The 12,968-nt window shown below is 72.7% G+C and carries 13 protein-coding genes; 6 read left to right on the top strand and 7 right to left on the bottom strand.

Going from position 1 to position 12,968, the window contains the following annotated elements; all coding sequences use genetic code 11:
- The first annotated feature begins 13 nt into the window (after positions 1–13).
- Together LNK82_RS11395 and LNK82_RS11390 are read left to right on the top strand one after the other, a co-directional pair.
- Positions 14–1,012 (top strand): P-loop NTPase family protein, encoded by a 999-nt coding sequence (locus LNK82_RS11395; protein ID WP_230566914.1) that lies wholly within the window; start codon positions 14–16, stop codon positions 1,010–1,012.
- Complete coding sequence (locus LNK82_RS11390; protein ID WP_230566913.1) at positions 1,009–1,788, top strand: hypothetical protein; 780 nt, start codon at positions 1,009–1,011, stop codon at positions 1,786–1,788. Before LNK82_RS11395 ends, LNK82_RS11390 begins: the two co-directional genes overlap by 4 nt.
- 3 nt (positions 1,789–1,791) lie before the next feature.
- Here the strand turns inward: LNK82_RS11390 and LNK82_RS11385 are convergent, their stop codons facing one another.
- From LNK82_RS11385 to LNK82_RS11365, 5 genes are all read right to left on the bottom strand, one after another.
- Positions 1,792–2,385 carry a TetR/AcrR family transcriptional regulator gene (locus LNK82_RS11385; RefSeq protein WP_230566912.1) on the bottom strand — a complete coding sequence of 198 codons (594 nt, stop codon included), beginning with the start codon at positions 2,383–2,385 and terminating at the stop codon, positions 1,792–1,794.
- Positions 2,382–4,277, bottom strand: a complete 1,896-nt coding sequence (locus tag LNK82_RS11380) for a YhgE/Pip domain-containing protein (protein ID WP_230566911.1) — start codon at positions 4,275–4,277, stop codon at positions 2,382–2,384. Before LNK82_RS11380 ends, LNK82_RS11385 begins: the two co-directional genes overlap by 4 nt.
- The gene (locus LNK82_RS11375) at positions 4,274–4,903 is read right to left on the bottom strand and encodes a P-loop NTPase family protein (protein ID WP_230566910.1); all 630 of its coding nucleotides are present in this window, start codon (positions 4,901–4,903) and stop codon (positions 4,274–4,276) included. The genes LNK82_RS11380 and LNK82_RS11375 overlap by 4 nt, the downstream gene beginning before the upstream one ends.
- A gap of 97 nt (positions 4,904–5,000) precedes the next feature.
- Positions 5,001–5,924: a GNAT family N-acetyltransferase gene (locus LNK82_RS11370; RefSeq protein WP_230566909.1), complete on the bottom strand. Its 924-nt coding sequence runs from the start codon at positions 5,922–5,924 to the stop codon at positions 5,001–5,003.
- 10 nt (positions 5,925–5,934) lie between these two features.
- Positions 5,935–6,765 (bottom strand): class I SAM-dependent methyltransferase, encoded by an 831-nt coding sequence (locus LNK82_RS11365; protein WP_230566908.1) that lies wholly within the window; start codon positions 6,763–6,765, stop codon positions 5,935–5,937.
- 190 nt (positions 6,766–6,955) lie between these two features.
- Between LNK82_RS11365 and rpsA the strand changes: the two genes are divergently transcribed.
- The 3 genes from rpsA to coaE all read left to right on the top strand — a co-directional run bounded on the left by rpsA (position 6,956) and on the right by coaE (position 10,403).
- Positions 6,956–8,452: a 30S ribosomal protein S1 gene (rpsA, locus tag LNK82_RS11360; protein ID WP_033442914.1), complete on the top strand. Its 1,497-nt coding sequence runs from the start codon at positions 6,956–6,958 to the stop codon at positions 8,450–8,452.
- Positions 8,453–8,584: 132 nt separating this feature from the next.
- Positions 8,585–9,199, top strand: coding sequence for a hypothetical protein (locus tag LNK82_RS11355; protein ID WP_230566907.1), 615 nt, complete (start codon positions 8,585–8,587; stop codon positions 9,197–9,199).
- 28 nt (positions 9,200–9,227) lie between these two features.
- Positions 9,228–10,403, top strand: a complete 1,176-nt coding sequence (gene coaE, locus LNK82_RS11350; RefSeq protein ID WP_230566906.1) for a dephospho-CoA kinase — start codon at positions 9,228–9,230, stop codon at positions 10,401–10,403.
- Here the strand turns inward: coaE and LNK82_RS11345 are convergent.
- Positions 10,379–10,897 carry a ribonuclease FAU-1 family protein gene (locus LNK82_RS11345; protein ID WP_230566905.1) on the bottom strand — a complete coding sequence of 173 codons (519 nt, stop codon included), beginning with the start codon at positions 10,895–10,897 and terminating at the stop codon, positions 10,379–10,381. The two genes, coaE and LNK82_RS11345, sit on opposite strands and share 25 nt — an antisense overlap.
- A 136-nt stretch (positions 10,898–11,033) precedes the next feature.
- Entirely contained in the window at positions 11,034–11,546 is a 513-nt protein-coding gene (locus LNK82_RS11340) for a ribonuclease FAU-1 family protein (protein WP_230567165.1), read from the bottom strand.
- A gap of 108 nt (positions 11,547–11,654) precedes the next feature.
- On the opposite strand from LNK82_RS11340, the gene LNK82_RS11335 reads away from it, so the two are divergent.
- Complete coding sequence (locus tag LNK82_RS11335) at positions 11,655–12,938, top strand: DUF5685 family protein (RefSeq protein ID WP_230566904.1); 1,284 nt, start codon at positions 11,655–11,657, stop codon at positions 12,936–12,938.
- The last annotated feature ends 30 nt before the right edge of the window (positions 12,939–12,968 follow it).

The raw sequence follows: 12,968 nt of genomic DNA, 5'->3' as shown, positions 1-12,968 counted from the left end.
CGGGGAGGCGCGCATGAAGCCAGGGACCTCCTCCAGCCCGACGCCGCCGAAGGCCGACCGCGCCAGACCGTCTCCCGCCGACGCGGTCGTCACCGCGATCGGGGAAGTGGTGGCCGAGTGGCCCGACGACGACCCGCCGGTCACGGTCGCGGTGACGGGCTGGGACACGGGAGGTCGGCCGGACATCGCCGAGCTGCTCCGGGAGCGGCTGCACGCGCGGTCCCACGTCGTCTGCTCGCTCGACGCGGCCGACTGGGAAGGGGACGCGCAGCCGGCGGACGCGCTGCTGGCGCGCGGCGTCGCGCGCGCCGTCGGGCAGCGCCGGACCTGGGTGCGCAGGGTGTTCCAGCCGATCTCCGGCGCGATGAGCTCACCGCAGACGCGACGGCGGCGCAAGGTCCTCGCCGGTGTGGTGTCGGCGGCCATCGCGGGCGGGGTCGTCGCGTGGCCCGGCGGGCGCGCCATCGTCTTCAGCCTCGCGGGCAAGGGCGGTCCGATCGGCGAACTGGCGTCCCAGGCGGTCCGCTCCCCGGTGGTCGCCACGATCCTGCTCGCCCTGGTGTTCTGGGTCCTGGTGAGCCGCGCGTGGACCGCCACGACCGCGCTCGCCCGGTTCACCGCGAGCGTCCGGGACGAAGCCACGAAGGGCACGTTCGAGGAGGTCCGCGACCACCTGGCCAAGCTCGTCCGCCAAGGGCTGCGCGCCCGCCGGCACGGGCGACGGCTGGTGGTCGTCGTGCGCAACATCGACAGCTGCGGCGGCGACTTCGTGCTCGACCTGTGCGAGAAGGCCAAGAAGATCGTGCGGGCTCCCGGCGTCGTGCTGGTGTTCCTCGGCGACCTGAGGACGATGGAGGAGGCCGCGGTCCGCAAGACCGGGCTCCCCGTGGAGTCCGCGCACGCCCGCCGCCTGGGCCGCCGGCACGTGCGCAAGCTGATCCCCAACGTCGTGGCGCTGCCGCACGCGACGAGCGACGAGGTGTGGGAAACGGGAGCGGTGAGCCGGACATGACGCCCGACATCCTCTTGGTCGTCTCCGGTGAGGCCATCGCGCCGGACATCCGGCACTTCATCGCGCCCCTGGCGGCGATCATCATCGCGGTCATGGGGATCAGGTACCTGTTCGGGGATCAGAAGAGCATCGCCGGGTTCTTCGGGTTCCTCTTCCTCGGCATGCTCGTCTACTCGCTCATCGTGTATGGCGAGGTCCTCCTGGGCGGCTTGGGCGAGCTGTTCCGGGGTTGGGTCGAGGGCGGCGACGCGCTGCCCGTCGCGGCGGCGGTCCTCATCGGGGTCGCGGCGCTGGCGTTCGCGGTCGTGTTCCTCCCGAACCGGGACGCCGGTCGGGCGGCCGTGGGTGAGGCGTCCGCGACGGTCGCCGACGAGCCGCCGGCCGAAACCCGGCGCCCCACCCGCGACGGCCGCACCCAGGCCGCGTGGGCGGCGTTGCAGGACTTCGCCCCGAAGCACGCCGACCCGGGCGACGTGGGCCGTTGGCGCAACCAGGTCCGGCTCGCCGTCGTGATCGCGGTGGAACGCGGCGTCTTCGACGCGGGCTCGCCCGTGACGCCGGCCCACCTCGCCAAGTGGGTGGTGCTCCGCGACCTGTGGCCGGACGTCGTCGACCGGCTGTGGGTGGACGACGACCTGCTGCGGTTGCTGGAGGAGTCGCCGCACGTCGGGGACGAGGACGACGCGGCGCTCGTGCGGTTCCTGAGCACCGGTCCGCCGTTGCACCCGGTGGTGCGGAACCTGCTGCACATGGCCCCGTCGGTCGACCCGAGGTAGCCCTCAGCCCGGCCGCAGGCCCCGGACCAGCGACAACACCGATTCGCGCACGTCGACGAGGCTGCGTTCGGGCTGGAACACCTGCCAGTCCAGCGCGGTCACCAGCAGCGTGCCGAACAGCGCCGCCGACGCCGTGCCGACCCGCACGCCGTCGGGCAGCCGGCCCGCGTCGGACAGCCGCTGCATCTGACCGCGCACGATCGACACGATGTCGTCGCGCAGCAGGCTCAACGTGTCGTGCCACTGGCCGGGCGTGCGCCACAGCTCCGACACCAGCAGCTGCCCGAACGCGGGGTACTCGGCGAAGAACCCGAGCATCCCGTCCACCAGCGACTCCATCGCCGCGGACGTCTCGGCCTCCTCCTCGGCGACCTTGAGCCGCGCGGCCAGCAGGTCGACCCCGTGCCGCAGCAGCGCGTCCACCAGCGCGTCCTTGCTGGCGAAGTTGTAGTACACCGTGCCCTTGGCCACGCCCGCCTCGGCGGCGATCTCGTCCACCGTGACACCGGCCGCGCCCCGTTCGCCGACGAGCCGCAGCGCGGCGTCGAACAGCTTCTGCTTGGTCGCGGCGGTGCGGCCGGGGCGCGCGCCGGTCACAGCACCAGTTCCGGCTCGAGGCGGCTGGGAGTCCACACCCGCTGCTTGTACGCGGCGAGCGTCGACAAGGCAAGGCCCGCCGCCAGGTAGCCGACGAGGATCAGCGCGTCCCGGCCCACGCCGCCCAGCGACCCGCCGTACATGAGGTGCCGCAGGCCGTCCACGGCGTAACCCATGGGCAGCCCGTAGTGCAGCGGGTACAGCGGCACGGGGATGGTCTGCCACGGGAACGTGCCGCCCGCGCTGACCAGCTGCAGGATCAGCAGCACCAGGCCGATGAACTTGCCGACCGCGCCGAACAGCGCGTTCAACGCGTGCAGCACGGCCACGAACGTCGCCGACACCAGCAGCAGGAACGCCAGCGCGCCCAGCGGGTGCGACGGGCGGATGTCCACCACCAGCGTGACCACCGCGTACATCACCACGACCTGCGCCGCGCCGAGCAGCGCGCCCGGCAGCCAGCCGCCCACCGCCACCCGCAGCGGCGACTGCCCGGCCGCCAGCCCGCGCCTCGACAGCGGCTTGAGCAGCAGGAACAGCACGAACGCGCCGATCCAGGTGGCCAGCCCGAGGAAGAACGGCGCCAGGCCCGCGCCGTAACTGCCCGCCGAGGTCTGGCTCACCCCGCGCACGTTCACCGGGTCGCCGATGGTCCGCGCGGTCGACTCGCGCGTCGGGTCGTCGGGGTTGGGGATCTGCGAGACGCCGGACGCCAGGCCGTCGCGCAGCTGGTTCGCCCCGTCGACCAACTGCGCCTCGCCGTCGCGCAGCTGGCCCGCGCCATCGCGCACCTGCGCCGCGCCGGACGACACCTGCGCCGCGCCGTCGTTCAGCTGGGTGATGGCAGTGGTCAGCGCCGGCGTGCTCGCGGCCAACTGCGCCGCGCCGTCGGAGACCTGCTTGGCACCGTTGGCGAGCGCGCGGAGCTGCCCGGCCGTGCCCTGCACCTTGCCGTTGGCGTCGTCCACGGGCCGGCGGGCCTCGCCCAACGCACCCAGCACGCGTTGCACCTGCTCCTCGGTGAACCCGAGCGCGCGCAGCCTGGCGGCCACGTCGCCGTTGACCGCGTCCAGCCGGTTGACCAGGTCCTGCGCCTTGGCGGCGTAGTCCTCGGCGGTCCGGGCGACGGTCTCGTTGCCGTCGGCGACCTGCTTGGCCCCGTCCGCCAGCTGCTGGGACTTCACCGGCAGGTCGGCCGTCGAGTCGCGCAGCCGGGTGAGGCCGGCCGACACCTGCGCCGCGCCGTCCGCCAGCGGCACGGTCCCGTCCGCCAGCTGCTGCGCGCCGGTCAGGGCGTCCTGCTGCCCGGTGGCCAGCTTCGTCGCCCCGTCGGCGGCCTCGGCGGTCTTCTGCCGGATCGTGGAGAAGCCGAGCAGCAGCTTGTCCGCGGCCTCGGCGCCGACCTTCACCGACACCGACCTGCGCACCTCGGCCACGACCTGGTTGGCGATCGTGGATCCGAGGTAGTTGTTCGCGTCGTTGGTGGTCAGCACGATCACGCCCTGCCGCGGCGTGAAGTCGCCGGACGACAGCAGGGCCTGCGAGAAGTCCTCCGGCAGGGTCAGCGCGAACGTGTACGTCCCGTCGCGCACGCCCCGCTCGGCCTGCGCCGCGTCCACCCGGCGCCAGTCGAACTTGTCGCCGTTCACCAGCTCCTCGGCCACCTCGTGGCCCGCGTCCAGGCGCGTGCCGTCGCTCGCGGTCGCGCCCTTGTCCTCCACGACCAGCGCGGCGGGCACCTGGTTGAGGTGCGCGTACGGGTCCTTGTTGGCGTAGAGGTACAGCGCCGCGTAGAGCAGCGGCACCAGCGTCAACGCCAGCACCGCGAGCTTGGGCAGCTTGCCGGAGGTGATCCGGCGCAGCTCGTTGAACGCCATCCGCACGGAGGTCACTCGAACTCCTCGTTCTCCACGACGTTGTCGGCGCCGATCCGCGCGACGGGCACGTCGAGCACGGCGGCGCTGGTGGTGGTGCACAGGGCGACGACGGACCGCTCGGGCGTCACGTGCCCGCGCGCCAGCTCCAGCCACCCCCGCGGGTCGCCGTGGTAGCGGTCGGGGCTGTCCAGCACGAGGGTCGTCGCGCCGGGCCTGCCCGCGGCCAGCTCCAGCATCAGCGCGCACCGGGTGGCGGCCGGCACCTGGTCGAACCGGTGGTCCAGGTGCTCGTCCGCGCCGCGCTCGACCAGCCAGTCGGCCACCGCCTTGCGCCCGCTGCGGGCGCCGTTCACGGCCAGCTCCTCGCCGACCACGCCGGCCAGCGTGAGCGACGCCTCGGGCTCGCTCACGTCGGGTGAGTCGACGAGCACGACGTGCCGGCGCAGTTCGGCGGCCGAGGGGGAGACCTCGCCGGTGCTCGGGCGCATCCGCCCGGACAGCACCAGGCCGAGCGCGGTGTGCCCGGTGCCGGGGTCGCCCGCCACCAGCACCAGCTCGCCCGGCTCGACCAGCAGTGACGTGGGCTTGAGCAGCGGACCGTGCGGCCCGGTGACGCCGACGCGCCGCGCGTGGATCTGCACCGGGGGACCTCCCTCTTGAACTGACCGGTCAGTTCAAATAGTGGTCCGGCCGGGGACGACGCGCAACCCGGAGCGGTGTGACGTGGCGCGCGGTGGCTCAGCGCAGCGCGCCGGCGGGGCGGACCTCCCACATCGTCCACAGTGGACGATAACCCTGCCGCGGCCAGAACACCGAGGACAGCGGGTTCGGCGGGTTGTAGTACAGGTAGGTGCCGACCGTGCCCAGCCGGTGCAGCTCGCGGTGCGCGTGCGCCATCAACTGGCGGCCGACGCCGGTGCCGCGGGCGCCCGGCAGCACGGAGACGCAGTTCACGTAGCCCCAGCGGCCGTGCGGCAGCCTGGTCGCCGTCCAGTTGCCCGGCTCCGACGTCACCACCGCGCACTCCGCGAGCGCCACCGCGATGCCGTCCCGCTCGGCCAGCCACGCCGGGCCGCCCGTGGCCAGCCGCTCGGCCAGCGTCCGCCGCTTCAGCGTCACCGCGTCCGGCCGGTGCACCGTGGAGCCCACCATGGACGAGTAGCGCAGCTCGGCCAGCGCCAGGGCCAGCACCGTCTCCAGGTCGGCGGGCGTCGCCCGGCGGATCGTCGCCGCGCCCGTCACCGGCGGGGCGGGGGCCTGCCGCACCGCGATCACGGTCAGCGGGACCAGGCCGTGGTCCAGCAGGGCCCTGGTCGCCTCGGCGTCCCGGCTGGGCCAGGTCAGCACGCACGCCGAGTCGCGCTCGGCCGGGCCGAGCAGGTCGAGCCGCTTGCGCCAGGCCCGCAGCAGCGCGTCCATGCCCGCCGCGCCCGCGTTGCCCAGCAGCGGCGTCAGCTCCCACACCTCGGTGGCCGACCAGAGCCGCGCGGGCGACCGCCGGTCGTGCACCTGCCGTTGCAGCACGCCCGCGACCCTGGTCCCGTCCGGCAGCGCCGCGGTGATGACGTCGCCGTCCGGCGGCGCGACCGCGGGCGGGAGCAGCGGGTCGACGCTCGCGAAGCGCGCGCTCTGCGCCTCCATCAGCCCTTGACCGACGGTCATGCCTGGCAGGTTACGGCTTTCGGGTGCGGAAGATCGCGGTGCCCGGGAACAGCCGGCCGCGCAGCGGGCTCCACTGCCCCCACGTCCGCGTGTGCCCGGCGGGCCACTCCGGCTCCACCACGTCCACCAGCTCCAGCCCCGCGCCGACGAGCGCCCGCACGTAGTCCCCGGTGGTCCGGTGGTGCTCCACGTACGTCGCCCGGCCGGTGTCGTCGACCTCCACGTACGGCGTGCGGTCGAAGTACGACTGGGTGACGGTCAGCCCGCCCGGCCCCGGGTCGTCCGGGAAAATCCACCGGATCGGGTGAGTCACCGAGAAGACCCACGGTGCCCCCGACCGCAGCACCCGAGCCACCTCGCCGAACACCTCGCCCACGTCCGCCACGAACGGCACCGCGCCGAACGCCGAGCAGGCCGCGTCGAAGCTGCCCGACGCGAACGGCAGCTGGTCGGCGCTGGCCTGCACCAGCGGCACGGGCACGCCGGTCGCCGCGTTCGCCGCCACCGCGTGCCGCAGCATCCCGGCGGAGATGTCGAAGGCCACCGCGTGCGCGCCCCTCGACACCAGCCACCTGGCGCACGGCGCGGAGCCGCAGCCGACCTCCAGCACGCGACGTCCGCGCAGGTCGCCGAGGTAGCCGACGTCCTCCTCGCGGACGCCCTCGGGGCACCAGACGAAGTCCGCCGCGCCCAGGAAGTCGCCGTGCTCGGCGTGGTAGTCGTCGGCGTCGGCGTCCCACCACATGCGGTTGGCCGCCCGCGACTCGGCGGCGTCGACGCCGCGCTTGGCGATGCCGGTGGTGCCGAGCGCGTGTTCCGCGCTCGCGTGCTGGTCGGGCACACTGCTCCATTCAAGGGTCCGGTTTGCCCGGCGGGCTTCCGGCCGCGTACGATATCGCCCGCGTAGTGGGTTCGCGCTGTCCTCGATCGGTGATCACTCGGTGAGTCGGTCTTCGCGGTGGGGCGTGCCCTCCGCGTAGCGTTGAACCCGCAGGCCACCAACCCCAATCCGTACCGGAGCCACCTACCTAATGTCCACCGACACCACCACTGTCCCGGTTGCCGCTGCGCCGAAGCAGGTCGCCATCAACGATATCGGGACGGAGGAGGACTTCCTCGCTGCTATCGACAAGACGATCAAGTACTTCAACGACGGCGATATCGTCGAGGGCACCATCGTCAAGGTCGACCGGGACGAGGTCCTGCTCGACATCGGCTACAAGACCGAGGGCGTCATCCCCTCGCGCGAGTTGTCGATCAAGCACGACGTCGACCCCAACGAGGTCGTCAAGGTTGGTGACGAGGTCGAGGCTCTTGTCCTCCAGAAGGAGGACAAGGAAGGTCGGCTGATCCTCTCCAAGAAGCGCGCTCAGTACGAGCGCGCCTGGGGCACCATCGAGGCGCTCAAGGAGAAGGACGAGCCCGTCAAGGGCACGGTCATCGAGGTCGTCAAGGGCGGCCTCATCCTGGACATCGGCCTGCGCGGCTTCCTCCCCGCCTCCCTCGTCGAGATGCGTCGCGTCCGCGACCTGCAGCCGTACGTCGGCCGCGAGCTCGAAGCCAAGATCATCGAGCTGGACAAGAACCGCAACAACGTGGTCCTGTCCCGCCGCGCGTGGCTGGAGCAGACGCAGTCCGAGGTCCGCAGCGAGTTCCTCAACCAGCTGCAGAAGGGCCAGGTCCGCAAGGGCGTCGTGTCCTCCATCGTCAACTTCGGTGCCTTCGTGGACCTGGGTGGCGTGGACGGCCTGGTGCACGTCTCGGAGCTGTCCTGGAAGCACATCGACCACCCGTCCGAGGTCGTCGAGGTCGGCCAGGAGGTCACGGTCGAGGTCCTGGACGTCGACATGGAGCGCGAGCGCGTGTCGCTGTCGCTCAAGGCGACGCAGGAAGACCCGTGGCGCCAGTTCGCCCGCACCCACGCGATCGGCCAGATCGTGCCGGGCAAGGTCACCAAGCTCGTCCCGTTCGGCGCGTTCGTCCGGGTGGACGAGGGCATCGAGGGCCTGGTCCACATCTCCGAGCTGGCCGAGCGCCACGTCGAGATCCCGGAGCAGGTCGTGCAGGTCGGCGACGACGTCATGGTCAAGGTCATCGACATCGACCTGGACCGCCGCCGCATCTCGCTGTCGCTCAAGCAGGCCAACGAGGGCTTCACGGTCGACTCCGAGTTCGACCCGACCCAGTACGGCATGGCCGCCGAGTACGACGACCAGGGGAACTACATCTACCCCGAGGGCTTCGACCCGGAGACCCAGGAGTGGCAGGAAGGCTTCGACAAGCAGCGCGAGGAGTGGGAGCGGCAGTACGCCGAGGCCCACACGCGCTACGAGGCCCACATGAAGCAGGTGGCCAAGGCCGCCGCGGCCGAGGAAGAGGCCGCCGGGGAGACGAACTACTCCTCCGGTGGTGAGGCTCCGGCCGCCGCGACCTCGTCCAGCACGGGCGCCCCGGCTCAGGCCGGCGGCACCCTGGCCAGCGACGAGCAGCTGGCCGCGCTCCGCGAGAAGCTGTCGGGCGGCGCCTGAGCAGCACCGGTCGGCGCCACGCCGGCTGACTGAACGACGACGATCGCCCCTCGCCCACCTCGGGCGGGGGGCGATCGTCGTTCACTCTTTCGGGGGTGGCTCGGCGTTGCCGTGCGCTAAATTGAGAATGCTATGAGCATGCGGACGGCGGTGTTGGCGGCGATGGTGGTGCTCGCGTGCGCGGGCTGCGCCGCCGTGCAGACGCAACCCGTCGCGCAGCCGCAGATCCCGACGATCGTGCCGCCCACGTCGTTCAGCCGGATCCCGCAGATGGTCGACCGCCCGATCCCGGACGACTGCGAGCTGGTCGTCCCGCTCGAGCTGTTCAACCAGAAGCTCGGCCGCGAGCTGCCGGGCGAGCTGAAGACCATCATCGGCATCAAGGAGCCGTCGCTGGGCCGCACCGGGAAGATCGACTGCTACTACGGCGTGCCGGAGCGCCAACCGCTGGGCGCCGCGCCGGTCGTCATCGGCCTGGCCACGTACAACGACGAGCCCACGGCGGTCAACCGGGTCACCGAGAGCGTGGACCTGGAGCGCCAGGGCGGCGCGACGGTCCGCGAGGTTGACGTGGGCAAGCGGAAGGGCCAGTTCGTCAGCACGAAGGACGAGCGGCTGGTCATCGGATCGCTGGGCAAGACCACGTACGTGGCCCGCGCCAAGGCCGGTGTCGTGCCGGACGACGCGATCGCCGGCCTCCTGGCGGCGCTGGCCCAGCAGTCGATGACGCCTATTGAGGGCGCCTGAAGATCCGCCGCGTGGCAGGCTGGTCGCCATGTTGCGCGTGGGGCTCTCAGGTGGCATCGGGTCGGGCAAGTCGACGGTGGCGGGCAGGCTCGCCGAGCACGGCGCGGTGGTGATCGACGCCGACCTGCTGGCCCGTGAGGTGCTCGAACCCGGCACCGACGGGCTGCGCGAGGTCGTGGAGGCGTTCGGCGCGGACGTGCTGGGCGCGGACGGGGCGCTGAACCGGCCCGCGCTCGCGGCGAAGGTGTTCGGCGACGAGCAGGCCCTGGCCACGCTCAACGGCATCACGCACCCGAGGATCGCCGCCCGCACGGGCGAGCTGATCGCCGCCGCGCCCGCGGACGCGATCGTCGTGCACGACGTCCCGCTGCTGGTGGAGAAGGACATGGCGCCGCTCTACCACCTGGTGGTGATCGTGCACGCGGACCTCGACCAGCGCCTCGTCCGGCTCCGCGACCGGGGCCTGCCGGAGGACGACGCGCGCCGCCGCATCGCCGCGCAGGCCGACGACGAGCGCCGCCGGGCCGTGGCGGACGTGTGGCTGGACAACTCCGGCACGCCCGACCTGGTGCTGGCGCAGGTGGACGCGCTGTGGGCGGACCGGCTGGTGCGGTACGAGTCGAACATCAGGCTGCGCCGCTACGCCGGCGGGGCCCCGATCGTGGTGCCGTACGACGAGACGTGGCCAGTCCAGGCGGCCCGGGTCGCCGCACGCATCCGGCTGGCCGCGGGTGGGCGCACCGTCGAGCACATCGGCTCCACGTCGGTGCCCGGTCTCGCGGCCAAGGACGTGCTGGACTTCCAGCTCGGCGTGACGTCGTTGGCGGAGGCCGCGGAGCTGGAGGAGGCGTTGGCGCAGGCGGGTTTCCCGTTCCTGGGCGACGCCGAGGACAGCGTGCGGTACGAGGGCGACGCGCCGGAGGACTGGCACAAGAGGCTGCACGCGGGCGCGGATCCGGGACGACGGGTCAACCTGCACGTCCGGGTCGAGGACGGACCGGCGTGGAACTGGGCGCTGCGGTTTCGCGACTGGCTGCGGGCCGACGCGGCGGCGCGGGACGAGTACGCGGCGGTGAAGCTGGAACTGGCGGAGAAGCACCGCGGTGACGCGGACGGGTTCGCCTACGGCGAGTCGAAGGAGCCGTGGATGGCCGCCGCGACCGCGCGGGTGGACGCCTTCTACAAGGAGGGCCAGGTGTCGTAGATGCCCCGGTGGGTCAGCCACGAGCCGAGGTCGTGCCGGTGGAGGCTGACCTCCTCCAGGGTGCGGTGCACGATGCGCAGGGCCTGGTCGGCGTCGCCGGGCCCGAGGACGCGGCCGGCCACGGCGGCGGCGAACTCCTCGCAGCGCACGATCCGCGCGGTCGTGCCGCCGGGCACGGCCAGGCCGAGCAGCAGGTCGGTGGTGCGCCAAGCGCGGCCGTCGCGCTGCACGCGGACCGCGCTGAGCACGCTCGGGCCGCTGCGCGCGTGTCTGGACCGGGGTCGGTGGTGCGTCAGCCGCAGCCCGATCGAGGGCATCAACCAGGTGACCTCCGAATCGGAGAACGGGTCCTCCGGCGTCGGGCACTCCAGCCGCAGTCCCCACGGCTCGACCCGACACGTGGACAGGTGCCGCGACATGCCGCTGGAGTAGCTGCGAACTGCGCTGACGGTGTCGACCACGTCGACGAGCTGAGGTGTGATGACCGCTCCCACGCGACCCGAGGGTAGCCGGAAGTGTGCTCCGGGTAACTATCCGGTTCGATTCGTTACATCACGGTCTGTGTGGTATGCGGTCTCTATCAGGTGACGGACACCGATGGCGGTTGACCTGCAAGTGTGACGGTCTGTATTACCGCCGACGCCAGGTGGTGATCGTTCCCTGGGACGCGAGCCAGCGCACCGCGTCGTGACCGTGCGCGGCGATGCCGGCCACCGCGCGGTAGGTCGTCTCCAGCGCCCACTGCGCCCGGTCGGCCTGGATGAAGCCGCGGTCCAGCGCCGTCAGCAGCTCGTCGGTGTCCAGCACGGTCACGCTGCGGCCGGTGCGCACGACCAGGTCCAGGTACAGGTCGACGGTCTTCCACACCGAGCCGCTGGAGCTGATCTCGACCACGTCGACGTACAGGTCGTAGTCGCGCTCGTGGCCCGGGTGCCACGACTGCCGGGTGACCCGCAGGCCGTGCGCGGGCAGCAGCCACGACTCGAAGTGGGACAGGTGGGGGTGGCCGGGCACCGGGCGCGACATGTAGAGGCCGTGACCGGTCAGCCGGTACTCCTCGACCCCGCGCAGGTGGCCCTTGGGATCGGTGTTGCTCTTCGCGTCGAGGTCGAAGTACTCGATCTTCGGCGGGTGGATGTGCATGCGGGTCCCGGCGGCACTCGACGTCACAGCGCCGACCTTAGGCATCGACACCGGCGGAACGCTCCTTTCTGTCACCCGAAAGTATGATGATCGCTTACTCTTCCCGCCATGTTCGGCATCATCCGCCCCTGCCGCAACCGCCTGAGCCCCGAGCTGCGCGAGTCGTGGCTGGCGCACCTGTGCGGGCTGTGCCTGGCGTTGCGCGACGACCACGGCCACCTGGCCCGCGTGGTCACCAACTACGACGGCCTGGTGATCTCCGCCCTGGTGGAGGCGCAGGCGGGGCGGTCGCGGCGCTCCGCCGGGCCGTGCGCCTTGAGGGGCATGCAGTCGGCGGACGTCGCCGTGGGCACGGGCGCGCGCTTGGCCGCGTCGGTGTCCCTGGTGCTGGCCTCGGCGAAGGTCGGCGACCACGTGGCCGACGGCGACGGCGTGTTCGCGCGGGCCCCGATGCGCGGTGTCGGCAGGCAGGTGGCGCGGCGGTGGGCGGCGCAGGCGTCGGAGACGGGCCTCGACCTGGGGTTCGACACGGCGGTGCTGGTGGACGCCGTGCGGCGGCAGTCGTCGGTGGAGGCCGCGGCGGGGCCCGGGTCGTCGGTGCTGACCGTGACGGAGCCGACCGAGACCGCGGCGGGCGAGGCCGTGGCGCAGACCGCGGTGCTGGCCGGGCGGCCGGGCAACGCGGCCCCGTTGCGCGAGGTCGGGCGGCTGTTCGGGCGGCTGGCGCACCTGCTCGACGCGGTGGAGGACCTGGCGGAGGACCGGGCGTCCGGCGCGTGGAACCCGCTGGTCGCCACCGGCACGACGCTGGAGGAGGCGCGGCGGCTGTGCGAGGACGCGGCGTTGGGCATCAGGCTCGCGATGGCGGAGGTGGAGTTCGCCGACGACCGGCTCGTGCACGTGTTGCTGGCGCACGAGGTGCGGGAGTCGATCCGGCGGGCGTTCGGCGACCCCCACTCGCACACCCCGCCCCCGCCGCCCGGGTGGCAGCCCGCGCCGGGGATGTACCCGCCGGCCCAGCCCGGTCCCCACGGCCCGCACGCCGGTCACGTGCCGCCTCCCGGGCCCGTGCCGCCGCCCTCGGCTCCCGGCCACGGCGGTCCGCCGGAGCCGCCGAAGGGCGGCAAGAAGGGCAGGCGCGGCAACGAGCCGCCCCCTCCCGGCAGCGGCCTGTGGTGCTGGCCGAAGCTGAAGCAGCCACCGGTGACGCGCGGCGCGTTCCTGGGCTGCCTGGCCGTGCTCTACCAGTGCGGCACGTGCCAGTACTGCTGCCGCGACCCGTACCCCGGGCCGTTCAGCGGCAAGCCCCGCGAGGCCTGGTGCAACGGCTGCGACTGCGGCCCGAACTGCGACTGCAACTGCGACTGCTGCGGTTGCGACTGCAACTGCTGATCAAGGCCCGCTGACCTGGGCCGGATCGGA

The sequence above is a fragment of the Saccharothrix luteola genome (assembly GCF_020859565.1).
Classification (GTDB): domain Bacteria; phylum Actinomycetota; class Actinomycetes; order Mycobacteriales; family Pseudonocardiaceae; genus Actinosynnema; species Actinosynnema luteola.
Note: the sequence above shows the minus strand (reverse complement) of the source record. Positions and strands in the feature narration are given on the sequence as shown.

Excerpts from the sequence above, each read along its gene's own strand:
- coaE (WP_230566906.1), top strand. The coding sequence starts at position 9,228 with ATGTTGCGCGTGGGGCTCTCAGGTGGCATCGGGTCGGGCAAGTCGACG.
- LNK82_RS11370 (WP_230566909.1), bottom strand. The coding sequence starts at position 5,924 with ATGACCGTCGGTCAAGGGCTGATGGAGGCGCAGAGCGCGCGCTTCGCG.
- rpsA (WP_033442914.1), top strand. The coding sequence starts at position 6,956 with ATGTCCACCGACACCACCACTGTCCCGGTTGCCGCTGCGCCGAAGCAG.
- LNK82_RS11335 (WP_230566904.1), top strand. The coding sequence starts at position 11,655 with ATGTTCGGCATCATCCGCCCCTGCCGCAACCGCCTGAGCCCCGAGCTG.
- LNK82_RS11390 (WP_230566913.1), top strand. The coding sequence starts at position 1,009 with ATGACGCCCGACATCCTCTTGGTCGTCTCCGGTGAGGCCATCGCGCCG.
- LNK82_RS11395 (WP_230566914.1), top strand. The coding sequence starts at position 14 with ATGAAGCCAGGGACCTCCTCCAGCCCGACGCCGCCGAAGGCCGACCGC.
- LNK82_RS11355 (WP_230566907.1), top strand. The coding sequence starts at position 8,585 with ATGAGCATGCGGACGGCGGTGTTGGCGGCGATGGTGGTGCTCGCGTGC.
- LNK82_RS11340 (WP_230567165.1), bottom strand. The coding sequence starts at position 11,546 with ATGCACATCCACCCGCCGAAGATCGAGTACTTCGACCTCGACGCGAAG.